Raw genomic sequence first — 21,852 nt, forward strand, 5'->3', positions numbered from 1 at the left:
AAGCGCGCATGGAATGGCTTATTAAACACTGGTGGATTCTGGTGCTGGTCTTTTTGGTGGGGGTAATTATCAACGTGATTAAAGATCTGAATCGCGTTGACCACAAAAAATTCCTCAACAACAAACCCGATCTGCCGCCGCACCGTGATTTTAACGATAAATGGGACGATGACGACGACTGGCCGAAGCACGACCAGTCGAAGAAACCGTAAGTTTGCCTTTATCGCGGTACCGCCCGCCTGTAACCCCGCTCTCCGGGGTTACAGCATTTCGATGATATCATCCCCTTTTGGCGTACTGCCGCTCAGCGCCTCATCAAAATAGTGCTTCGGCACGGTATAACGCAGACGCTCGATCGCCAACTGCATACTGCGATCGTCAATGGCATGCCCGAGATCGTCGACAATATCTAAGGTCACGTCGCCGCCCGCCTGCTGTAACGCCTCCTCGGCCGACACCGCCCACGCCAGGTCGATAACCCGATCTTCACCCCCGTGGATCAGGTGAATGGTAGTGGCCGTCGTTGCCGTCTCCGGCAGCGTCGCATAGCGGCCATTAAAGGCGATGACCCGCGAAGCCAGATCCGGCGCCGCTTTGATACTCTCCAGCGACATAATCGCCCCCTGAGAGAAACCGATCAGCGCGGTGGCCAGTGGACTGACGCCGCTCTTTTCCTGCCAGTAGCGTACAATTTCAATAAAGGTCGGCATAATGGCGTCGATGCGCTGCTGACGATTCTCTTCCGTCACCCCCTGCAGTGAAAACCACTGCCGACCGTTGGGGCCGCAAGGTTCCACCCCGCCGATACTGACGATCAGCGCATCGGGAAACTGCGGCGCGAACCAGCTGCCGATTTGCCCCATGGAGACCGGGTTATCCCCTACGCCATGAAACAGCAGCAACAGCTGTTGCGCAGGCGTCGCAGGACTTTGAACAATAAAATGATCGTGTTTCATGGCTGTCTCCTTAGTGTTTGCGGGCAGTGTACGCCGCTCGCCAGATATGACCATGCCATTTAACTGAATGAGTTAGTTAAAAAAATTGCAGATGCGCCACCTGCTGACGCAGCGCCTCAGCGCGCGCTGCATCAAGGAAGCGCAAGGCGTCAGCGGCCTCCCGACGCCATCTCGCCTGCAAGGCTTTTCGCCCCGTCAGCTGCAGCACGGCGCAGAGTGCGGCCTCCTCTTTGCCCTGCAGTCGTCCCCGCAGGGCCGGCAACGGCATGTCGGCCTGCATCAGTAGGCGGTTGAGGCAGCCCAGCGCCGCGGCCAGCGGGCGGTGGGCGAAGGCAAAGCTCGCCGCTTCCAGCCAGTCCTCATCACTAAGCATAGCGTCTGCGACGGCCGGCAGCGGCGCGGATTCCTCTCGCCACGGGCGAAGCCAGTATTCATCGCGCTGCAGCCGCTGCGCCTCCCGCTGCGCCAGCTGGCGCCCTGCCGCGGTCAACGGATAGAGGGCCATCGCCGTATAGCAGCCGCTGCTGGCCTCGCGATGGGTACCCAGCCGTACGAGGGTAAACCCGCAGCGTTGCCAGAAGCGCCACAGCTCAGCGGTATAGCCGAAGCTGACGGAGAGATAGTCATAGCCAGCGGCATCGGCGGCGATATCGGCGATCATCTTCCGCCCAAGGCCTTCCCGCTGGCGGGTGGGATGGACAGCGATCCGACTGACCCGCAGCCCGCGCAGCGTCGCCGCCAGGGGACTGCCGCCGTGCGCCGCCAGCGACTGGGCGACCAGATTCCCGCGCGGCCGGCGAAAACCCGCCCATACCGCCCGGCTCAGTTCGCGAGAAAGTCCCCCCTCGGCCACCAGCCACAGGGCGCCCGCTACCGCGGCGCCGGCGCGAGCGCAGCGGAAAGCCTGGCCCGGAGCATCCATCATGCGCCGCAGATCGAGCGGGGAAGTTCGGTAATGCGCCCCGGACAATAGCTGGTACATCGCCTCCGGTAGCGCTGGCTGCGTTTGCCAGCAGGACTGATTGACCGCCTCCAGGGCTAGCTCCCCCATCGGCGCGTCGCGAAATGCCTCATCGTTAAAGATAAGCAACTGACTGATAGCTGACTCCAGCGGACAGCCCGCCGCCCAGCGGATCGGGGCGCTCAGGGTGAACGATTGCAGATGGGGCAGACTGGCGCAAAATTTCAGCAGGAATCCGCGACCGGTGCCCTCGTACCCTTGCACCGTCGTGGTGAGTAGCGTGCGGGGAAAACGGCTCACCAGCTGCCGGAGAAGCGGAGCCGGGATAGCCGCGGCCTCATCGACTATCAGCCACGCCGCCTTTTCTTTCGACGCCAGCAGCGCATCGGGCGCTATAAAGCGCAACGTCTCCCCGGCAAAGCTGGCCAGCACTTCGACAGCGCTACGCGTTGGGGCGGTGACGATGGCCTCGCCCCCAAGCTGGCGCAAGAGCATGCCCGCCAGCGCGGACTTTCCCCGTCCACGCTCCGCCGTCACCGCCGCGATACCGGGCGGCAGGCGTATCAGTTGCTCAAGGATTGCCGCCTGCTCGGCCTGCGGGCGGCCATCGGCGGGATGCCAGTCTGGACGCGGGGCGGCCAGCGGGAAACGTGGCCGGTCCGACTGCCGCCAGAGCAACACCTCCGGATCGGCGATAAACTGCCGACAGCAGCGGTGAACAAAGTTAGGGGTAACGATAGGGTCAGGCGTATCGCTCCAGCGCAGAGAGTCCTCATCCGCCCGGGTCGGCCAGTCGGCGAAGGGGGGCGTCAGCAGCACCAGCCAGCTTCCCGCCCGCAGCGTGCCGCTCAGGGCCGCCATGGCGGCCACATCAAACCCGCGCCGGGCATCGAAAAAGGCGTGCATCACTTCCCGCCCCAGCAGCGTTTTCAGCGCGCCGGGCGCCACGCAGGGCGCAGAACCCGGCTCGGGGCCAACCCACAGGCCATCGCCGCCGAGCCTCTCCCGTAGCGCCTGCGCCTGCTGCAGCGTCCAGCTCTCATCGCCGCTGAGCACCAGCAGGCGACGGATCCCCTCCCGCGCCATTTGCGCGGTGAGGTCAAGCAGCGCGTCCATCATGGGGGACGATTACAGCGCGCTGCCGAAGGTATTGCACTGCGCCGGATCGCCGCTATCGAAACCGCGTTTGAACCAGGTGTAGCGCTGTTTCGAGGTGCCGTGGGTAAAACTGTCCGGCACCACGCGTCCCTGGCTCTGCTGCTGTAGACGATCGTCGCCGATGGCCTCGGCGGCGTTCAGCGCCTCCTGCAGATCGCCAGTTTCCAGAATATCCTGCTGCTGCATATTATGACCCCAGACGCCGGCGAAGCAGTCTGCCTGCAGCTCCATCTTAACCGACAGGCGATTGGCTTCGGCCTGCGTGGCATGCTGCTGTTGCTGGCGGACCTTCGGCTCAATGCCCAGCAGTTTTTGTACGTGATGACCCACTTCATGAGCAATGACGTACCCCTGGGCAAAGTCGCCGTCGGCGCCCAGTTTATTTTTCATCTCATCGTAGAATGACAGGTCGATATAGACCGTACTGTCGGCAGGACAATAGAAGGGGCCCATCACCGACTGACCGGTGCCGCAGCCGGTACGGGTCGCGCCGCGGTAGAGCACCAGCTTTGGCTGCGGGTACTGGCGGCCCATCTTTTCAAAGATCGGCCCCCAGGTATCTTCGGTGGTAGCCAGAATGACGGAAGTAAACTTCGCCGCTTCATCGTCTTTCGGACTGATGGAGCGCTGCGTGGAGGTCTGCTGCTGCGGCATCGGTTCGCCGGTCAACATGCCGGTCAAATCCACGCCGTAGTAGCCCGCCACCAGCACAATAATCAGCAGTACAATGCCGCCCTTCCCGCTCGGCAGACGGAAGCCGCCGCCCCCGCCGCCGCCAAACGGCGAGCCTGATTGTCCACGTCGATCTTCAACATTGTCGCTTTCGCGACGCCCTTGCCAGCGCATAAGCACCTCATTCCCTGTTATGTATCAATAGCAGAGATCGTAGGCGGTTCAGCGCAGGATTACCACAGGAAACAGCAAGAGACGCCAGAAGATGAGGCCATCTTCTGGCGGCGGGCGGGTTAGTCGAGCTTAACGCCCAGGCGGTGAGCCACTTCTTCGTAGGCTTCGATCAGGCCGCCAAGGCTCTGGCGGAAGCGGTCTTTGTCCATTTTATCGAGGGTGTTTTTATCCCACAGGCGGCTGCCGTCCGGCGAAAACTCGTCGCCCAGCACCACTTCGCCTTTGAACAGACCAAACTCCAGCTTAAAGTCCACCAGAATCAGACCGGCGTCATCGAACAGTTTTTTCAGCACGTCGTTGGCTTTGTAGGTCAGCTCGCGCATCCGCGCCAGATTCTCTTTACTCACCCAGCCGAAGGTTTCGCAGTAGGAGTCGTTGACCATCGGATCGTGCATAGCATCGTTTTTCAGGAACAGGTCGAACAGCGGCGGATTCAGCTCGATACCTTCTTCAATGCCTAAACGTTTTACCAGCGAGCCTGCCGCACGGTTACGCACCACGCACTCTACCGGCACCATATCCAGTTTTTTCACCAGACATTCGGTATCGGAGAGCAGCGCTTCCATCTGGGTAGGGATGCCCGCTTCTGCCAGTTTACTCATAATGAAATGGTTGAATTTGTTGTTCACCATGCCTTTACGATCGAACTGCTCGATGCGCGCGCCATCACCTGCTGACGTATCGTTACGGAATTCCAGTACCAGCAGGTCCGGATTATCGGTGCTGTATACTGTCTTCGCCTTACCACGATACAACTCAGCTTGCTTTTTCATCTTTCACTACTCCAGTGATATTGAGCCAAAAAATGACGTGTCGGTCTTACATAACATCCTGCAACGGGCGTTGGAGCGGATGCTGTACGCTTGCGGGGCGAACTGCAGTCAGGCGACTGGAGCAGCCTTAACGCGGCGATTTACAGGATTATATGGCCACGCACACGTTTGCGTCACTATACATGAAAAAGGGCCGGATTGCTCCAGCCCTTTTGATTACTTGTTAAATGCGGCCTGGAATACGGCTACCAGGGCGTCATTTTGCGACTGCGTCAGGGTGTGGCCTTTCGGGTCGATAAACTGCAGGCTACTGCGGTTATCGAGGTCGCCGACCTGCAGTTTGTAGTCGCCGGAGACCAGCTGCGGGTCACGTGCGCCCAGCTCCTGCCAGCTGCTGTCAGACAGCGGCTTATAGGTCAGCGCCATGCTGCCCTGAGAGCGCGTGCTGTCGGTCACTTTCATCCCCACTTTCTCGAGGGCGCCCGGCAGACGCTGCCACACCAGGTTAAACGGCGCGCGAACAACGAGCATCGGCAGGCCGGTATCGTCGGCGGCGCTCTGCACGTCGAAGGTGGCCCCCGCGCTGCGCTGGGCGGCGTTCTGGGCGCTGGTGGCATTCATGTCAAGGCCTTCCGAAATGACGTTCAGCATAGCGGTGCTGTAGCGCTGCAGAGACGCCGGATCGGCAACCGGTTTACCCGCCTGCTCCAGATTCACCAGCTTAACGACCACCGCTTGCTGATAACCCTGCGGTTTGACGGAGATTTGATAACGACCGCGATACTGCTGATCTTCATCAAGACGGTTCCACTCAACCCAGTCGGTGTTCAGCGTCTGGCTCGCATCATCGCGCTTGGCGATAACGTAGTTCTTCGACTGAAGAATGCTGGTGACCTGTGCCCACAGCGAACCGCTGCGGCCGTTCTCGACCATCAGCGTCGCGGTATCGCCGTTAAACTGGGTCCGCGCACCGCTCACCAGCGCCAGCGGCTGCGCCGGCGGACGAATGTCCAGCGCTTTACCGACCGCGCCGGTGCTGTTAGCCACCGGAATATTGTAATCACCCACCTGAATCGGCAGGATCATCCCCGCCGGCGCGTGAAGTTCGCTCAACGGTGATGCCTGTAAATAGGCCTCATCACCGCTCACCTGACGCTTATAGCGCGAGTCGGAACTACAGGCCGCGAGGAGTAGAACCAGCGAAACACCCGCAACCTTCGCCAGGCGCGACTTCTGTACTGAGTAAGCCATCAAATCTCCCTAAACTTTACAGCAAACCGGCATGCTTCAGCGCGGCAGTGACGGCTTCACGACCATGATCGGTGATAGGCGTCATCGGCAAGCGCAGCGTATCGGTCGCCACAAGACCCAACGCCTTGCATCCCCATTTCACCGGGATAGGATTGGGTTCGACAAATAATTTTGTATGCAGTGGCATCAGACGCTGGTTAATCGCACGAGCTTCGGCAAATTGACCCGCCAGCGCCAGACGGCACATGTCGGCCATTTCGCGCGCCGCCACGTTGGCCGTAACAGAAATCACGCCTACGCCGCCGAGCTGCATGAAGTCCATACCGGTCGCATCGTCACCGCTCAGCAGAATAAAGTCGTCTGAAACCAGCTCTTTGATCTGGTGAACGCGACTTAAGTTCCCTGTTGCTTCCTTAATACCGACAATATTTTTAATTTCCGCCAGACGGCCAACGGTTTCCGGCAGCATATCGCAACCGGTACGGGACGGCACATTATACAGAATTTGCGGCAGGTCAGTATGTTCGGCGATAGCTTTAAAGTGCTGGAACAGGCCTTCCTGGGTCGGACGGTTATAATAAGGAGTGACCGTCAGGCAGCCAACAACACCGCTATCGTTAAAACGTTTGGTCAGGCTAATCGCCTCTGCGGTTGCATTGGCTCCCGTTCCAGCGATAACCGGAATACGCCCGTCGGCCAGCTCCAGCGTCATCATCACCACGTCGCCATGCTCTTCATGGCTCAGCGTTGCGGATTCACCGGTAGTCCCTACCGAAACGATCGCCGAGGTTCCGTTGGCGACATGGTAATCAATCAGTTTTTTCAGGCTTGTCCGGCAGACATTACCGTTTTCATCCATCGGCGTGACAAGCGCTACAATACTTCCCGTGAACATGGGCCATCCTCAGAGCAGAAGTGCGACAAGATTCTCAATGTTACGTTTGGAGCTGTAATAAAAGCAAGAGACCCGACGCCATCAGGGATGTTGTATGGCGGTTTTTTTTATGCTTTCCTAATGTTACCTCACCTTTTTAAAGGAAGAACAGGTTTGACAGCCTCATTACAACACTATCTGGTTATTACCGCCCTGGGGGCTGACCGTCCCGGCATCGTGAATACGATCACTCGCCACGTCAGCAGCTGCGGTTGTAATATCGAAGACAGCCGGCTGGCCATGCTCGGTGATGAGTTTACGTTTATCATGCTGCTTTCCGGGTCGTGGAATGCGATTAACCTGATCGAATCAACTCTGCCGCTGAAAGGCGCGGAGCTGGAGCTGTTGATCGTGATGAAACGCACCACTGCGCGCCCGCCGCAGGCCATGCCAAACACCGTTTGGGTCCAGGTTGAGGTGCCGGACTCACCGCATATCATCGAGCGCTTTACTGCCCTGTGCGATACATGGAATATGAATATTGCGGAGCTGGTGTCCCGCACGCAGCCAGGAGACGGCGATTCCGCGCAGCTTTTTATCCAGATAACTGCCCACAGTCCTGCGACGCAAAATGCAGCAAATATCGAACAAGCGTTCAAAGCCCTATGTACAGAACTGAACGCACAAGGCAGTATTAACATCGTTAATTATTCACAGCATGATGAACAGGATGGAGTTTAACCCATGACCCCACTGAAAGCCGGTGATATCGCACCGAAATTTAGCTTACCGGACCAGGACGGCGAGGAAGTAAATTTAACCGACTTCCAGGGACAACGTGTCCTGGTTTATTTTTACCCGAAAGCCATGACCCCGGGCTGCACCGTACAGGCGTGCGGCTTGCGCGATAATATGGACGACCTGAAAAAAGCCGGCGTTGAAGTGCTGGGCATCAGCACCGATAAACCGGAAAAACTCTCCCGTTTCGCCGAAAAAGAGCTGCTGAACTTTACGCTGCTGTCTGATGAAAACCATCAGGTTTGCGAGCAGTTTGGCGTCTGGGGCGAAAAATCCTTTATGGGGAAAACCTACGACGGGATCCACCGGATTAGTTTCCTCATCGATGCCGATGGCAAAATCGAACACGTCTTTGATGATTTCAAAACCAGCAATCACCACGACGTGGTGCTGAACTGGCTGAAAGAAAACGCCTGATGCAAAGCAAGACGCCGGGAGAGGAAGCCCTCGCCCGGCGTCTTTTTTTATTCTCATTGCCTTAGTCGTCGACCGCCAAACCATCCGGCCAGGCATGCACCACTGCTTTAATCAGCGTGGCCAGCGGAATGGCGAAGAAGACGCCCCAGAATCCCCACAGTCCGCCAAAGATCACCACCGACAGGATAATCACCAGCGGGTGTAAATTGACCGCTTCCGAGAACAGCACCGGAACCAGCAGGTTACCGTCCAGCCCCTGAATAATCAGATAGACCGCAAACAGGCTCCAGAACTCGGTGCCAGCGCCAAACTGAAACAGCGCCACCCCCACCACCGGAATGGTCACCACAAACGCGCCGATATAGGGGATCAGCACCGAGAAGCCCACCAGCACTGCCAGCAGCAGCGAGTAGTTGAGGCCAAAGAGAATAAAGCCTATCCAGGTGGCGACGCTGACGACAATCATCTCCAGCACCTTGCCGCGAATATAGTTGGTGATCTGCTGGTTCATCTCTTTCCACACCTGCCCGGCAAGCCCGCGATTGCGCGGCAGAACGCGGCGCACCGCGTTGAGCATCTGCTCTTTATCCTTCAGCAGGAAGAAGACCATCAGCGGCACCAGCACCAGATAGACCGCCAGGGTGAGTAGCCCCACCAGCGAGGCCAGAGAGTACTTAACCACCGAGTCGCCCACCGTCAGCATCCGGGTGCGCATATTTTCCGCCATCGCATCGATAATGCCGGCATCCATTAACGCCGGATAGCGCCGCGGCAGCGTGGCGGCGAAATCAGAGAGCTTATTTAGCATGCCCGGCATATCGCGGATGAGGTAGATCCCCTGCTGCCAGGCTACCGGCAGCACCACAAAGGCCAGCAACAGCAGGATGCCCACAAAGAGGATCAGCACCAGCGAGGTGGCCCAGGTGCGCGACAGACCGATGCGCTCCAGACGAACGGTCGGCCACTCCAGCAGATAGGCCAGCACGATAGCCACCAGCAACGGGGCCAGCAGGCCGCTGAAAAAGAACATAATGCCGAAACCGGCAAGCAAAATAACCAGCAGCGCTATCGCCTCAGGGTCGCTGAATCGACGGCGGTACCACTGCATTAACATCTCAAGCATAAAACCTTCCCTGAAGGGCCAAGCGGCGACAATCCGGGGAATTGTATCGAAATGTCACAAAAAAGACTTCGCTTTTTGATGCGCCGCAGTCAAACCGTTCTCCGCCATGAAGAACATATTTTCAAGGCGGCCAACGCCAGCTAAACTCGCTGGGATGCGGCCAGGGAACATTACGCCGCACAATCGGTCAAACTGGCACACCCACATTACAGGACAGAGGTTATGTTCAGGCAGTTGAAGAAAACGCTGGTGGCGACCGCGATCGCGTCGCTGACGCTGGGTTCGATAGGTCCTGCTTTTGCTGACTCCGCAGATACCCTGCCGGACATGGGAACCTCCGCAGGAAGCACGCTGTCAATCGGTCAGGAAATGCAGATGGGGGATTACTACGTCCGCCAACTGCGCGGTAGCGCGCCGCTGATCAACGACCCTCTGCTGGTGCAATATATCAACGGGCTGGGTATGCGTCTGGTGGCTCACGCCAACTCGGTGCGTACCCCGTTCCACTTCTATTTGATTAATAACGACCAGATCAACGCCTTCGCCTTCTTCGGCGGCAATGTGGTCCTCCACTCCGCCCTGTTCCGCTACTCTGATAACGAGAGCGAACTGGCCTCTGTCATGGCGCACGAAATCTCCCACGTGACGCAGCGGCATCTCGCCCGCGCGATGGAAGATCAGAAGCGCAATGCGCCGCTGACCTGGGTCGGTGCCCTGGGTTCGATTCTGCTGGCGATGGCCAGCCCGCAGGCCGGAATGGCGGCCCTGACCGGGACGCTGGCCGGTACTCAGCAGGGTATGATCAGCTTCACCCGCCAGAACGAAGAAGAGGCCGACCGGATTGGCATTCAGGTTCTGCAGCGCTCGGGTTTCGACCCACAGGCCATGCCGATGTTTATGGGTAAACTGCTTGACGAGTCGCGCTACTCGACGCGACCGCCGGAAATGTTGCTCACCCACCCCCTGCCGGAAAGCCGACTGGCCGATGCCCGTAACCGCGCCAACCAGATGCGCCCGGTGGTGGTACAGTCCTCGGCGGACTTCTATCTGGCGAAGGCGCGTACCCTCGGGATGTACACCAACGGCGACAACAAGCTGGGCACCGATCTGCTGAACGCCTGGGATAAAGGCAATATCCGCCAACAGCATGCCGCCCAGTATGGTCGCGCTCTGCTGGCGATGGAAAGCAATAACTTTGACCAGGCACGCAAAACGCTGCAGCCGCTGCTCAACGCCGACCCGCAAAATGCCTGGTATCTCGATCTGGCCACCGATATCGACCTCGGACAGAAGAAAACCAGCGACGCCATCAATCGCCTTAAAAACGCCCGCGAGCTGCGTACTAATCCGGTGCTGCAGCTGAACCTGGCCAACGCCCTGCTGCAGGGCGGGCAGCCCGGGGAAGCGGCGACCATTCTGAACCGGTATACCTTTACCTATAAAGAGGATGGCAACGGCTGGGACCTGCTGGCCCAGGCGGAAGGCGCGCTGGGCAATCGCGATCAGGAGCTGGCGGCGCGGGCTGAAAGCATGGCGCTGGTCGGCCAGCTGGAGCAGGCGATTTCCCTGCTCAGCAGCGCCAGCTCGCAGGTGAAACTGGGTAGCCTGCAGCAGGCACGTTACGATGCCCGTATCGATCAGCTACGCGATCTGCAGGCTCGCTTCCGTCCCTATCAAAAAATGTAAGGAGACCCCATGACCGACGCGGTAAAAATTTACCATAACCCACGCTGCTCCAAGAGCCGCGAAACGCTGAGCCTGCTGCAGAGCCGCGGCATCGATCCTGAGGTGGTGCTTTATCTTGAGACGCCACCGGATGCCGGGACACTGCGCCAGCTGCTGCAGCTGCTGGGTATGGAGAGCCCCCGCGAGCTCATGCGCCAGAAAGAGGAGCTGTATAAATCGCTCAATCTGGCCGACCCGGCTCTCAGCAACGCGGCGCTGATACAGGCGATGGTCGACAATCCGAAACTCATCGAGCGCCCTATCGTCGTCAGCCGCGGCCAGGCGCGTATTGGCCGCCCGCCGGAACAGGTTCTTGAGATCGTAAGCTAACTCACCCGCGCCGCGCTTGCGCGGCGCTTTTTTTTACGTGGGCGATTCCAGATCTTTCACGCCAATATCTCCCGCCCTCCGGACGGTGCTACTGTTCATCCATCGCTCAATCCACTGGACGGATGAACATGAAAAAGCCGACCTCCACGCCCCATGACGCCGTGTTTAAGACCTACCTCTCCCATCCCGATACCGCCCGTGATTTCCTGCAACTGTATCTGCCCGAGACGCTGCTTAAAGTGTGCGATCTGCGTACGCTGCATCTCGAGTCCGGGCATTTTGTCGAAGACGATCTGCGTCCCTTTTACGCCGACATTTTGTATTCCCTGAAAACCACGGCGGGCGACGGTTATATTTATGCGCTTATCGAACACCAGAGCACGCCCGACCGGCATATGGCCTTTCGTCTGATGCGCTACGCCATCGCCGCCATGCAGCGCCATCTCGATGCCGGCCACGATCGCCTGCCGCTGGTGATCCCTGTTCTCTTCTACCACGGTCTGGTGAGCCCCTATCCGTTCTCTCTGCGCTGGCTCGATGAATTCGTCGCTCCGGAGCTGGCCGGCCACCTTTATCACGGGGCGTTTCCGCTGGCGGACATAACCGTCATTCCGGATGACGAGATTGCCACCCACCAGCGCATGGCAACGCTGGAGTTACTGCAAAAACATATTCGACAACGCGATCTGGCGCAGCTCCTCGACAAGCTGAGCGAATTATTATTGACTGGACTGGCGACGGAATCGCAGGTACAAGCCCTGATGCACTATCTGGTACAGGCAGGCAACACGCGCGAGCCGATTAAATTCATTCGCGAGCTGGCGTTACGTACGCCGCAGCATAAGGAGACGTTGATGACGATTGCGGAATATCTGGAACAACAGGGGCTGGAGCGGGGCCTGGCGCAAGGCCGTCAGGAAGGACGGAAAGAAGAGGCGCAGCGCATCGCTGTCGCTATGCTGCACAGCGGCCTTCCGCGCGACCTGGTCGCCCGGTTGACCGGGCTGACGGAGCAGGAGCTGACTCCCCTGGCGGACTAAAGCTTAAGGATCTCTTTCACGAAGGGGATCGTCAGCTTGCGCTGAGCGGTAATCGAGGCATGATCCAGCTGATCGAGGGTCATAAACAGCGAACGCATCTCGCGATCCAGCCGCTTCAGCAGGAAGCGGCACACATCTTCCGGCATCTCGAAGCCGCGCAGTCTGGCGCGCAGCTGCAGCGCCTGCAGTTTGTCTTCATCCGACAGCGGCTGCAGCTTATAGATCTGCCCCCAGTCCAGCCGTGAGGCCAGATCCGGCAGGCCAAGATTCAGCTGCCGCGGCGGCCGATCGCCGGTGATCAGCAGCCGGGTTTTGCCTGATTCCAGGATCCGGTTATAGAGATTAAAGATGGCCATCTCCCAGGGCTCATCGCCGGCGACGCACTCGATGTTATCGATGCACACCAGCGCCAACTGTTCCATCCCCTCCAGTACCTCGGGCACAAACCACGTCCGTTTATCCAGCGGCACGTAGCCTACCGCATCCCCGCGCTGGGAAAGCTCCGCGCAGGCGGCGTGTAACAGGTGGCTACGACCTGCCCCTTCACGTGACCAGATATAAATGTACCCGCTGTGTTCCTGGCGCAGTACGTTCTGGAGGGCGGCAAGTAGGGAAGGATTATCACCCGGCCAGAAACTCGCGAAGGTTTCGTCGTCAGGAAGATACAGTGGCAAAGAGAGCTGTGCCGGTGCGTTCAGATGGACCTCAACATAGGCTTACAGAAAAACGCGAAGAGTTTACCACAGATTTAGGTCAGGAGAGAACCGGGCGGGATCGCCGCCCGGTCAGGCGATCGTTATTTAAACTCTTCGCTATCCGCCGCGTCGAGGACCACCTCTTCCGGACGCAGGACGCTGATAAGCTTGAAAATCAGGCTGAGGGCGATGCCCACGATAGTCGCCAGCGCCATCCCTTTCAGCTCGGCGGCGCCAATGTGCACTTTAGCGCCGCTAACGCCGATGATCAGGATCACGGAGGTGAGGATCAGATTCTGCGCTTTACTGTAATCCACCTTCGATTCAATCAGTACGCGGATCCCCGAGGCGCCGATCACCCCGTACAGCAGCAGGGAAACGCCGCCCATCACCGGCACCGGGATGATCTGGATAGCCGCCGCCAGTTTGCCGACGCAGGAGAGCAGAATCGCAATGATCGCCGCGCCGCCGATTACCCAGGTGCTGTAGACCCGGGTAATCGCCATCACGCCGATATTTTCACCGTAGGTAGTGTTGGGCGTCGAACCGAAAAAGCCGGAAACGATCGTCGACAGGCCGTTGGCAAACATCGAACGATGCAGGCCCGGGTCGCGGATCAGATCGCGCTTAACGATATTGGCGGTCACCACCAGATGCCCCACGTGCTCGGCAATCACCACCAGCGCGGCGGGCAGTATGGTGAAGATAGCAAACCACTCAAAGCGCGGAGTGTAGAAAGTCGGCAGCGCGAACCAGTGCGCCTCGGCGATCGGGGTGGTATCGACCACGCCCATCACAAACGACAGCGCATAGCCCACCAGCACGCCGATCAGGATCGGGATAATCGCCAGGAAGCCGCGGAACAGCACGGATCCGAACACCGTCACCGCCAGGGTCACCATCGAGATAATAATGGTTTTACTGTCCGGTGACTGGCCGTCGGCCGGCAGCAGCCCGGCCATATTAGCCGCCACGCCCGCCAGTTCGAGGCCGATAACCGCCACGATGGCGCCCATCGCCGCCGGCGGGAACATCACATCCAGCCAGCCGGTACCGGCTTTTTTGACAATAAAGGAGACGAGGCAGAACAGCACGCCGCACATAATAAAGCCGCCCAGCGCCACTTCGTAGCCCAGCGGCAACAGCAGCAGCACCGGGGAGATAAAAGCGAAGCTTGATCCCAGATAAGCGGGAATTTTGCCTTTACAGATAAAGAGGTACAACAGCGTACCGATGCCGTTGAACAGCAGGACGGTGGCCGGGTTAATGTGGAACAGAATAGGCACCAGTACCGTTGCGCCAAACATGGCGAACAGATGTTGCAAACTAAGCGGGATTGTCTGTAAAAGCGGCGGTCTTTCACTCACCCCGATGGCACGGCGCGTCATAGTGTATTCCTCTGAGAGTCGTCTGTTATTTGCTGTGGATCACTTTTATTCAAAAAAAAGCCGACTCTCAAAGTCGGCTTTTTTCGCGGTATATTTTATTTCGTTCCAAAAATCTTGTCGCCGGCATCGCCGAGACCGGGAATGATATACCCGTGCTCGTTCAGTCCCTTATCGACAGAGGCGGTGTACAGCTCAACGTCCGGGTGGGCTTTCTCCAGCGCGGCAATCCCTTCCGGCGCCGCCACCAGCACCAGCACCTTGATGCTGGTGCAGCCGGCGTTTTTCAGCAGATCGATAGTGGCGATCATCGACCCACCGGTGGCCAGCATCGGGTCAACGACCAGCGCCATACGTTCATCGATGTTAGACACCAGTTTCTGGAAGTAAGGCACCGGCTCGAGGGTTTCTTCATTGCGATAGATACCGACCACGCTGATACGCGCGCTTGGCACGTGCTCCAGCACCCCTTCCATCATGCCGAGGCCAGCGCGCAGGATAGGCACAACGGTAATTTTCTTGCCCTTGATCTGCTCGACTTCCACCGGACCGTTCCAGCCTTCAATAGTGACTTTCTCAGTCTCCAGATCGGCGGTGGCTTCATAAGTCAGTAAGCTGCCCACTTCTGAGGCGAGTTCACGGAAGCGTTTGGTGCTGATGTCGTGCTCGCGCATCAGGCCCAGCTTGTGTTTGACGAGTGGGTGTTTGACTTCCACAATCTTCATTCTCTTTCTCCTCTGAGGGGCAGCCACAAAAAAAATCGCGGGATTATACCGCTTTTTGCGGATTGTGCCATACCCATCTTGCTTGACGTATATCAAGCAAAGTGATTTAGAGACAAAAAAACCGGAGGCGAGGCTCCGGCTTGGGTGCGGGGTGCAGTCCATACGCTTACGCGGGCCTACGTGTATTGTAGGTCGGTTAAGCGTTAGCGCCACCCGACTACGACAGGTTCTCCCCGTTGCTGGCAATTACCTGCTGATACCAGGCAAAGGACTTTTTCCGGCTGCGTGCCAACGTGCCATTGCCTTCATTATCTTTATCGACATAAATAAAGCCGTAGCGTTTTTTCATTTCCCCCGTGCCGGCGGAAACCAGATCGATACAGCCCCAGGGGGTGTAGCCCATCAGATCGACGCCATCCTCGACCACCGCCTTTTTCATCTCCGCGATATGGGCGGAGAGATAATCGATACGATACTGGTCATTGACGCTGCCGTCCGCTTCGCGGACATCAATCGCGCCAAAGCCGTTTTCGACAATAAACAGTGGCAGCTGGTAGTGATCCCAGAACCAGTTCAGCGAATAGCGCAGGCCGACCGGGTCAATCTGCCAGCCCCAGTCCGACTTTTTGACGTACGGGTTGGAGACCAGGCTGGTGGTTTCATCATAATCAAGCAAGGGGTTGTCTTCGGTGGCTTTGGTAGCGAACGACATATAGTAGCTAAAGCCAATGTAGTCGACACAGCCCTCGGTTAACGCCTGACGATCGGCTTCGGTGATATCCAGAGTAAAGCCGCGGCGGGCAAAATAGTTGAGCAGATGCTGCGGATAGCGACCGCGCACGTGGACGTCGGTAAACCAGTAACGGCGGTGCATGGCGTTCATCGCCATCATCATATCGTCCGGGGCGCAGGTCAGCGGATAGATGGGGCACATAGCGATCATGCAGCCAATCTGCAGCGCCGGGTTGATCTCGCGCGCCGCTTTCACCGCCAGGGCGCTGGCCACCAGCTCATAGTGCGCGGCCTGGTACATCACCGGTTCCCGGTCTTCATCCGGCAAATATTTCAAACCGGAGTTGGTGAAGGGGGCAAAGTCCTCATGGAAGTTGGCCTGGTTGTTGATCTCGTTAAAGGTCATCCAGTACTTCACTTTATGTTGATAGCGGGTGAAGACGACTCTGGCAAAGCGCACGAAAAAGTCGATTAGCTTGCGGTTGCGCCAGCCGCCGTACTCGGTGACCAGGTGATAAGGCATTTCAAAATGCGACAGCGTAATGACTGGCTCAATGCCGTGTTTCAGGCATTCGTCGAACAGATCATCATAAAACTGCAGGCCAGCCTCGTTGGGCTCCAGCTCATCGCCCTGCGGGAAAATACGCGTCCAGGCAATCGAGGTGCGAAAACATTTGAAGCCCATCTCGGCAAACAGCGCCAGGTCTTGTGGATAACGATGATAAAAATCGATCGCCTCATGGTTCGGGTAGTTTTTCCCGGCCACCACGCCGTCGGTAATTTCCCGCGGCACGCCGTGGGCGCCGGCGGTCATCACATCCGCCACGCTGATCCCCTTACCGCCCTCCTGCCAGCCGCCCTCTAACTGATGCGCTGCGACCGCGCCGCCCCACAGAAAACCTGCTTTAAATCCGGACATAGTCTCTCCCTAATGTCGATCGTCGTCTGGCGAACGATACAGCTGATTAAAATGGTAAACCGCGCCAATCAGGCCGGCATCGTTACCGTGACTGACGGTATCGAGATAGTCGGCAATGCCGAACCAGGCCAGATGCTGGCGCAGTAGCGTCAGAAATCCTGGGCGTTCCACAACGCCGCCACCGATAAAAATGGTCTGCGGATCGAAGATATGGACGAGGTTATAAAGGCCATGGCCCAGGCCATTGAAGAACTCGGCGACCAGACGCTGACAAACCGGGTCGCCGGCGTCATAGCGGTCGAAAATCAGTTCGCCTGTCACGCTATCCAGCGGCGCGCCAATATGTTGCGCATAGCGATGGCGCAGCACTCGCAGAGTGCAGTTCTCATTCATCGAATAGCGACGAGGATCGCGTCCGCCGGGACGGTCGGTAAGCATGTAGCCGAATTCGCCGGCACGAAAACGCGCCCCGTTGATCAGCTGGTGTTGGCAGAAAATCGCCCCACCGATGCCAGTACCGATAGTGAGCACCAGAAAATTGGCCATCTCCGCCGCTTTGCCCTGCCAGCGCTCGGCCAGCAGCACACAGTTGGCGTCGTTTTCCACCGAGACCGGCAGCCCGGTTCGCGTCTCGAGCCACGATTTCATGGCGAAGTTATCAAATCGACGGATAGCGCCGCCCATGGTGATAAGACCGCTGTGCGGATCGATATAGCCCGGCGCGCTGATGGCTATTCCTTCACACGACGGATGGGCCGCCAGCCACGACAGCATTGCCTGTAAGATCCGATCGCCATCGCTGTCATTGATTGACTGCCTGGCGGTTTCCAGCAGCCTGCCGTCGCGGGCCATCACGCCCATCTTTAACGCGGTGCCACCGATATCAAATGCCGCAATCTTCATTCATCCCTCTCCTGACCCGCGTCAATCACCGACAAAATGCGTGGCAAACCAACAAGGAAACCGGTTTCAGTCGTATAATGAGGATTCCTTTACGTAGAGGCAAGCACCAGACTGTACCCGGTTTCATTTTCGTGAGCAGTATCAAATTTAACCATTCATCAGCGGTTTTACGTCAACTGTAAAGCAGGCTCGCAAACGTTTGCTTTCCCTGTTAGAATTGCGCCGATTTTTCTTGCTTACCGCAAACGCGTGGAGACTTCGCAGTGACCGATAAAACCTCTCTCAGCTATAAAGATGCCGGCGTGGATATTGATGCAGGCAACGCTCTCGTCGACCGTATTAAGGGCGTGGTGAAGAAAACCCGTCGCCCGGAAGTGATGGGGGGACTGGGCGGATTCGGCGCGCTGTGCGCACTGCCGCAGAAATACCGCGAGCCGGTACTGGTCTCCGGCACCGACGGCGTCGGTACCAAGCTGCGTCTGGCAATGGATCTGAAGCGTCACGACACCATCGGTATCGACCTGGTCGCCATGTGCGTGAACGACCTGGTGGTTCAGGGCGCTGAGCCGCTATTTTTCCTGGATTATTACGCCACCGGTAAACTGGACGTCGATACCGCAGCCAGCGTCATCAACGGCATCGCCGAAGGCTGCCTGCAGTCCGGTTGCGCGCTGGTCGGTGGTGAAACCGCAGAGATGCCCGGGATGTACCACGGCGAAGATTACGACGTGGCGGGTTTCTGCGTCGGGGTAGTGGAAAAATCAGAAATCATCGACGGCAGCAAAGTGACCGATGGCGACGTGCTGGTGGCGCTGGCGTCCAGCGGCCCGCACTCTAACGGCTATTCGCTGGTGCGTAAGATCATTGAGGTTAGCGGCGTTGACCCACAAACTACCGACCTTGACGGTAAACCGCTGGCCGACCATCTGCTGGCGCCAACCCGCATCTATGTGAAATCGGTGCTTGATCTGATCGCCAGCGTTGACGTCCACGCTATTGCCCACCTGACCGGCGGCGGCTTCTGGGAAAACATTCCGCGCGTGCTGCCGGATAACACCCAGGCGATCATCGATGAGTCCTCCTGGCAGTGGCCATCCGTCTTCAACTGGCTGCAAACCGCCGGTAACGTCAGCCAGCATGAAATGTACCGTACCTTTAACTGCGGCGTAGGGATGATTATCGCCCTGCCGGCAGCGGAAGCGGACAAAGCGATTGCCCTGCTGAATGACAAAGGTGAAAACGCGTGGAAAATCGGGTATATCAAAGCCTCCGATTCCGAACAGCGTGTGGTCATTGCATGAAAAACATCGTGGTGCTGATTTCCGGTAGCGGCAGCAATTTGCAGGCGATCATCGACGCCTGCGGCCGGAAACAGATAAACGGCACCCTGCGTGCGGTATTCAGTAACAAGGCTGATGCGTTCGGCCTTGAGCGCGCGCGCCTGGCCGGCATCCCGGCCCATGCGCTGGCGCAAAGTCAGTTTGCCGACCGGGAAGCGTTCGATCGTCAGCTGATGCATGAAATCGACGCCTACGCCCCGGATCTGGTGGTGCTGGCAGGCTATATGCGTATCCTTAGCCCGGCGTTCGTCAGCCACTATCAGGGACGTCTGCTGAACATCCATCCCTCGCTACTGCCGAAGTATCCTGGCCTGCATACTCATCGTCAGGTGCTGGAGAACGGTGACGAGGAGCACGGTACCTCGGTGCACTTCGTCACCGATGAGCTGGACGGTGGGCCGGTTATCCTGCAGGCCAAGGTGCCGGTCTTCGCTGGCGACAGCGAGGAGGAAATCACGGCGCGGGTTCAGGCCCAGGAACATGCCATTTATCCGCTGGTCATCAGCTGGTTCGTCGATGGACGTCTGCGCATGGCAGGCAACCACGCCTGGCTGGATGAGCGACAGCTTCCCCCGCCGGGCTATGCCGCCGACGAATGAACAACCAGCCCCGCATGAGCACATCGCGGGGCTTTTTTTTAATTAAAAGTGTTTACTAATCAAACATCTCACAGAAATAATTCTTCTTACTGTCATATTGTTGTGACACAGTAAATCGCTACGCAGAAAAATTCGTCATAATAGTCTACGTCCTGTGAGTAAAACGGAGTGTGAGCGGTAATGGGCCAGGAAAAGCTATACATCGAAAAAGAACTCAGCTGGTTGTCTTTTAACGAACGCGTGCTGCAGGAAGCGGCGGACAAGAGTAACCCGCTGATTGAGCGCATGCGCTTCTTAGGGATTTACTCCAACAACCTGGATGAGTTTTACAAAGTGCGCTTCGCTGAGCTGAAGCGCCGGATTATTATCAGTGAAGAACAAGGCAGTACCGCCCATTCTCGCCACCTGTTAGGCAAAATTCAGGCCCGCGTTCTGAAGGCCGATCAGGAATTCGATAGTCTGTATAATGAACTGTTGCTGGAGATGGCGCGTAACCAGATCTTCCTGATCAACGAGCGCCAGCTGTCCGTCAATCAGCAGGCCTGGCTGCGCAACTACTTCAAGCAGTATTTACGCCAGCATATCTCGCCGATCCTGATCAACCGCGAAACGGACCTCGTGCAGTTCCTGAAAGATGATTACACCTATCTGGCGGTGGAGATTATCCGCGGGGAAAACATCAACTATGCTCTGCTGGAAATACCGTCGGATAAAGTGCCGCGCTTCGTGAACCTGCCGCCGGAAGCGCCGCGTCGCCGCAAGCCAATGATCCTCCTGGATAACATCCTGCGCTATTGCCTGGACGATATTTTTAAAGGCTTCTTTGATTACGATGCGCTGAACGCCTACTCGATGAAGATGACCCGTGACGCCGAGTACGATCTGGTGCATGAGATGGAGTCGAGCCTGATGGAGCTGATGTCCTCCAGCCTCAAGCAGCGCCTGACCGCCGAGCCGGTTCGCTTCGTCTACCAGCGCGATATGCCGGATGCGATGGTCGAAATGCTGCGCGATAAGCTCTCCATTTCCAACTATGACTCAATGCTGCCGGGCGGCCGCTATCACAACTTTAAAGACTTTATCGGCTTCCCGAACGTCGGTAAGGCCAATCTGGTCAATAAGCCCATGCCGCGCCTGCGTCATCTGTGGTTTGATAAATTCCGCAACGGCTTCGACGCCATTCGCGAACGCGACGTGCTGCTCTACTATCCCTATCACACCTTTGAGCACGTGCTGGAGCTGCTGCGTCAGGCCTCCTTCGACCCCAGCGTATTGGCGATCAAAATCAACATTTACCGCGTGGCCAAGGATTCGCGCATTATTGACGCGATGATCCACGCCGCCCACAACGGTAAGAAAGTCACCGTAGTGGTGGAGCTGCAGGCGCGCTTCGATGAAGAGGCTAACATTCACTGGGCGAAACGCCTGACGGAAGCGGGAGTCCACGTTATCTTCTCTGCGCCAGGTCTGAAGATCCACGCCAAGCTGTTCCTTATCTCGCGTAAAGAAGGCGATGAGGTGGTGCGCTACGCCCACATCGGCACCGGTAACTTTAACGAGAAGACGGCGCGGATCTACACCGACTATTCGCTGTTAACCGCCGATGCGCGCATTACCAATGAAGTCCGCCGGGTGTTTAACTTTATCGAGAACCCGTATCGTCCGGTTAGCTTCGACTACCTGTTGGTGTCGCCGCAGAACTCGCGTCGTCTGCTGTATGAGATGATCGATCGCGAGATCGCCAATGCGCAAAACGGGCAACCGTCCGGGATTACGCTGAAGCTGAACAATCTGGTGGATAAAGGTCTGGTGGACCGACTGTATGCCGCCTCCAGCTCCGGCGTGCCGGTTAATCTGCTGATCCGCGGCATGTGCTCGCTGATCCCGGGTCTGGAAGGTATCAGCGAAAATATCCGCGTCATCAGTATTGTGGACCGTTTCCTCGAGCACGACCGGGTCTACTGTTTTGAAAACGGTGGCGATAAACAGGTCTGGCTCTCCTCTGCCGACTGGATGACGCGTAACATCGATTATCGCATCGAAGTTGCCGCTCCGCTGCTCGATCCGCGTCTGAAGCAGCGGGTGCTGGATATTTTTGATATCCTGTTCAACGATACGGTAAAAGCGCGCTATCTTGATAAAGAACTGAGTAACCGCTATGTGCCGCGCGGCAATCGCCGTAAAGTGCGCGCGCAAATGGCGATTTACGATTATCTCAAATCACTCGAACAACCCGACTAAC

22 protein-coding genes are annotated in these 21,852 nt (G+C 57.6%); 9 read left to right on the plus strand and 13 right to left on the minus strand.

Going from position 1 to position 21,852, the window contains the following annotated elements:
• The first annotated feature begins 8 nt into the window (after window positions 1–8).
• Window positions 9–212: a YpfN family protein gene (locus KHQ26_RS23670; RefSeq protein WP_002913768.1), complete on the plus strand. Its 204-nt coding sequence runs from the start codon at window positions 9–11 to the stop codon at window positions 210–212.
• A gap of 48 nt (window positions 213–260) precedes the next feature.
• Here the strand turns inward: KHQ26_RS23670 and ypfH are convergent, their stop codons facing one another.
• The 6 genes from ypfH to dapA all read right to left on the minus strand — a co-directional run bounded on the left by ypfH (window position 261) and on the right by dapA (window position 6,900).
• The gene (gene ypfH, locus KHQ26_RS23675) at window positions 261–956 is read right to left on the minus strand and encodes an esterase (RefSeq protein ID WP_002913770.1); all 696 of its coding nucleotides are present in this window, start codon (window positions 954–956) and stop codon (window positions 261–263) included.
• A 76-nt stretch (window positions 957–1,032) separates the two neighbouring features.
• Window positions 1,033–3,036: a tRNA(Met) cytidine acetyltransferase TmcA gene (locus tag KHQ26_RS23680; protein ID WP_004174876.1), complete on the minus strand. Its 2,004-nt coding sequence runs from the start codon at window positions 3,034–3,036 to the stop codon at window positions 1,033–1,035.
• A 9-nt stretch (window positions 3,037–3,045) separates the two neighbouring features.
• Window positions 3,046–3,921, minus strand: coding sequence for a neutral zinc metallopeptidase (locus KHQ26_RS23685; protein WP_002913800.1), 876 nt, complete (start codon window positions 3,919–3,921; stop codon window positions 3,046–3,048).
• A gap of 119 nt (window positions 3,922–4,040) precedes the next feature.
• Window positions 4,041–4,754, minus strand: a complete 714-nt coding sequence (gene purC, locus KHQ26_RS23690) for a phosphoribosylaminoimidazolesuccinocarboxamide synthase (protein WP_002913801.1) — start codon at window positions 4,752–4,754, stop codon at window positions 4,041–4,043.
• 216 nt (window positions 4,755–4,970) lie between these two features.
• On the minus strand, window positions 4,971–6,005 hold the full coding sequence (gene bamC / locus KHQ26_RS23695) for an outer membrane protein assembly factor BamC (RefSeq protein WP_002913802.1): 1,035 nt from the start codon (window positions 6,003–6,005) through the stop codon (window positions 4,971–4,973).
• A gap of 16 nt (window positions 6,006–6,021) precedes the next feature.
• Complete coding sequence (dapA, locus tag KHQ26_RS23700; protein WP_002913803.1) at window positions 6,022–6,900, minus strand: 4-hydroxy-tetrahydrodipicolinate synthase; 879 nt, start codon at window positions 6,898–6,900, stop codon at window positions 6,022–6,024.
• Between the two features lie 153 nt (window positions 6,901–7,053).
• On the opposite strand from dapA, the gene KHQ26_RS23705 reads away from it, so the two are divergent.
• Both KHQ26_RS23705 and bcp read left to right on the plus strand, forming a co-directional pair.
• The gene (locus KHQ26_RS23705) at window positions 7,054–7,620 is read left to right on the plus strand and encodes a glycine cleavage system transcriptional repressor (RefSeq protein WP_002913804.1); all 567 of its coding nucleotides are present in this window, start codon (window positions 7,054–7,056) and stop codon (window positions 7,618–7,620) included.
• Between the two features lie 3 nt (window positions 7,621–7,623).
• A complete protein-coding gene (gene bcp / locus KHQ26_RS23710; RefSeq protein WP_002913805.1) occupies window positions 7,624–8,094 on the plus strand; it encodes a thioredoxin-dependent thiol peroxidase in 471 nt (156 codons plus the stop codon).
• 61 nt (window positions 8,095–8,155) lie between these two features.
• Here the strand turns inward: bcp and KHQ26_RS23715 are convergent, their stop codons facing one another.
• Both KHQ26_RS23715 and KHQ26_RS23720 read right to left on the minus strand, forming a co-directional pair.
• Window positions 8,156–9,217, minus strand: coding sequence for an AI-2E family transporter (locus KHQ26_RS23715; RefSeq protein ID WP_002913806.1), 1,062 nt, complete (start codon window positions 9,215–9,217; stop codon window positions 8,156–8,158).
• 54 nt (window positions 9,218–9,271) lie between these two features.
• Window positions 9,272–9,388: a hypothetical protein gene (locus KHQ26_RS23720; protein WP_004221267.1), complete on the minus strand. Its 117-nt coding sequence runs from the start codon at window positions 9,386–9,388 to the stop codon at window positions 9,272–9,274.
• Between the two features lie 51 nt (window positions 9,389–9,439).
• On the opposite strand from KHQ26_RS23720, the gene bepA reads away from it, so the two are divergent.
• The 3 genes from bepA (at window position 9,440) to KHQ26_RS23735 (ending at window position 12,312) form a co-directional block, all read left to right on the plus strand.
• Window positions 9,440–10,903, plus strand: coding sequence for a beta-barrel assembly-enhancing protease (bepA, locus tag KHQ26_RS23725; RefSeq protein ID WP_002913807.1), 1,464 nt, complete (start codon window positions 9,440–9,442; stop codon window positions 10,901–10,903).
• 9 nt (window positions 10,904–10,912) lie between these two features.
• Complete coding sequence (gene arsC, locus KHQ26_RS23730) at window positions 10,913–11,272, plus strand: arsenate reductase (glutaredoxin) (RefSeq protein ID WP_004174871.1); 360 nt, start codon at window positions 10,913–10,915, stop codon at window positions 11,270–11,272.
• A 128-nt stretch (window positions 11,273–11,400) separates the two neighbouring features.
• Window positions 11,401–12,312, plus strand: a complete 912-nt coding sequence (locus tag KHQ26_RS23735; protein WP_002913812.1) for an Rpn family recombination-promoting nuclease/putative transposase — start codon at window positions 11,401–11,403, stop codon at window positions 12,310–12,312.
• Here the strand turns inward: KHQ26_RS23735 and KHQ26_RS23740 are convergent.
• From KHQ26_RS23740 to bglK, 5 genes are all read right to left on the minus strand, one after another.
• Window positions 12,309–13,010 carry a DnaA inactivator Hda gene (locus KHQ26_RS23740; protein WP_020947395.1) on the minus strand — a complete coding sequence of 234 codons (702 nt, stop codon included), beginning with the start codon at window positions 13,008–13,010 and terminating at the stop codon, window positions 12,309–12,311. The two genes, KHQ26_RS23735 and KHQ26_RS23740, sit on opposite strands and share 4 nt — an antisense overlap.
• A 98-nt stretch (window positions 13,011–13,108) precedes the next feature.
• Window positions 13,109–14,395, minus strand: coding sequence for a uracil permease (gene uraA / locus KHQ26_RS23745; protein ID WP_002913824.1), 1,287 nt, complete (start codon window positions 14,393–14,395; stop codon window positions 13,109–13,111).
• Between the two features lie 95 nt (window positions 14,396–14,490).
• Complete coding sequence (gene upp, locus KHQ26_RS23750) at window positions 14,491–15,117, minus strand: uracil phosphoribosyltransferase (protein ID WP_002913827.1); 627 nt, start codon at window positions 15,115–15,117, stop codon at window positions 14,491–14,493.
• Between the two features lie 217 nt (window positions 15,118–15,334).
• On the minus strand, window positions 15,335–16,768 hold the full coding sequence (locus tag KHQ26_RS23755) for a 6-phospho-beta-glucosidase (RefSeq protein ID WP_004174870.1): 1,434 nt from the start codon (window positions 16,766–16,768) through the stop codon (window positions 15,335–15,337).
• A 9-nt stretch (window positions 16,769–16,777) separates the two neighbouring features.
• Complete coding sequence (bglK, locus tag KHQ26_RS23760; protein WP_002913833.1) at window positions 16,778–17,671, minus strand: beta-glucoside kinase BglK; 894 nt, start codon at window positions 17,669–17,671, stop codon at window positions 16,778–16,780.
• A gap of 263 nt (window positions 17,672–17,934) precedes the next feature.
• Between bglK and purM the strand changes: the two genes are divergently transcribed.
• The 3 genes from purM (at window position 17,935) to ppk1 (ending at window position 21,851) form a co-directional block, all read left to right on the plus strand.
• A complete protein-coding gene (gene purM, locus KHQ26_RS23765; RefSeq protein WP_002913836.1) occupies window positions 17,935–18,972 on the plus strand; it encodes a phosphoribosylformylglycinamidine cyclo-ligase in 1,038 nt (345 codons plus the stop codon).
• Entirely contained in the window at window positions 18,969–19,610 is a 642-nt protein-coding gene (purN, locus tag KHQ26_RS23770) for a phosphoribosylglycinamide formyltransferase (protein WP_004174865.1), read from the plus strand. The genes purM and purN overlap by 4 nt, the downstream gene beginning before the upstream one ends.
• 180 nt (window positions 19,611–19,790) lie before the next feature.
• Window positions 19,791–21,851: a polyphosphate kinase 1 gene (ppk1, locus tag KHQ26_RS23775; protein ID WP_002913838.1), complete on the plus strand. Its 2,061-nt coding sequence runs from the start codon at window positions 19,791–19,793 to the stop codon at window positions 21,849–21,851.
• The last annotated feature ends 1 nt before the right edge of the window (window position 21,852 follow it).

Source organism: Klebsiella sp. 10, assembly GCF_018223925.1.
GTDB classification, from domain to species: Bacteria; Pseudomonadota; Gammaproteobacteria; order Enterobacterales; family Enterobacteriaceae; genus Klebsiella; species Klebsiella pneumoniae.

Bases quoted from the DNA above. Each gene is read 5' to 3' on its own strand.
- KHQ26_RS23670 (WP_002913768.1), top strand. From the start codon at position 9: ATGGAATGGCTTATTAAACACTGGTGGATTCTGGTGCTGGTCTTTTTG.
- ypfH (WP_002913770.1), bottom strand. From the start codon at position 956: ATGAAACACGATCATTTTATTGTTCAAAGTCCTGCGACGCCTGCGCAA.
- KHQ26_RS23680 (WP_004174876.1), bottom strand. From the start codon at position 3,036: ATGATGGACGCGCTGCTTGACCTCACCGCGCAAATGGCGCGGGAGGGG.
- KHQ26_RS23685 (WP_002913800.1), bottom strand. From the start codon at position 3,921: ATGCGCTGGCAAGGGCGTCGCGAAAGCGACAATGTTGAAGATCGACGT.
- purC (WP_002913801.1), bottom strand. From the start codon at position 4,754: ATGAAAAAGCAAGCTGAGTTGTATCGTGGTAAGGCGAAGACAGTATAC.
- bamC (WP_002913802.1), bottom strand. From the start codon at position 6,005: ATGGCTTACTCAGTACAGAAGTCGCGCCTGGCGAAGGTTGCGGGTGTT.
- dapA (WP_002913803.1), bottom strand. From the start codon at position 6,900: ATGTTCACGGGAAGTATTGTAGCGCTTGTCACGCCGATGGATGAAAAC.
- bcp (WP_002913805.1), top strand. From the start codon at position 7,624: ATGACCCCACTGAAAGCCGGTGATATCGCACCGAAATTTAGCTTACCG.
- KHQ26_RS23715 (WP_002913806.1), bottom strand. From the start codon at position 9,217: ATGCTTGAGATGTTAATGCAGTGGTACCGCCGTCGATTCAGCGACCCT.
- KHQ26_RS23720 (WP_004221267.1), bottom strand. From the start codon at position 9,388: ATGTTCCCTGGCCGCATCCCAGCGAGTTTAGCTGGCGTTGGCCGCCTT.
- bepA (WP_002913807.1), top strand. From the start codon at position 9,440: ATGTTCAGGCAGTTGAAGAAAACGCTGGTGGCGACCGCGATCGCGTCG.
- arsC (WP_004174871.1), top strand. From the start codon at position 10,913: ATGACCGACGCGGTAAAAATTTACCATAACCCACGCTGCTCCAAGAGC.
- KHQ26_RS23735 (WP_002913812.1), top strand. From the start codon at position 11,401: ATGAAAAAGCCGACCTCCACGCCCCATGACGCCGTGTTTAAGACCTAC.
- uraA (WP_002913824.1), bottom strand. From the start codon at position 14,395: ATGACGCGCCGTGCCATCGGGGTGAGTGAAAGACCGCCGCTTTTACAG.
- upp (WP_002913827.1), bottom strand. From the start codon at position 15,117: ATGAAGATTGTGGAAGTCAAACACCCACTCGTCAAACACAAGCTGGGC.
- KHQ26_RS23755 (WP_004174870.1), bottom strand. From the start codon at position 16,768: ATGTCCGGATTTAAAGCAGGTTTTCTGTGGGGCGGCGCGGTCGCAGCG.
- bglK (WP_002913833.1), bottom strand. From the start codon at position 17,671: ATGAAGATTGCGGCATTTGATATCGGTGGCACCGCGTTAAAGATGGGC.
- purN (WP_004174865.1), top strand. From the start codon at position 18,969: ATGAAAAACATCGTGGTGCTGATTTCCGGTAGCGGCAGCAATTTGCAG.
- ppk1 (WP_002913838.1), top strand. From the start codon at position 19,791: ATGGGCCAGGAAAAGCTATACATCGAAAAAGAACTCAGCTGGTTGTCT.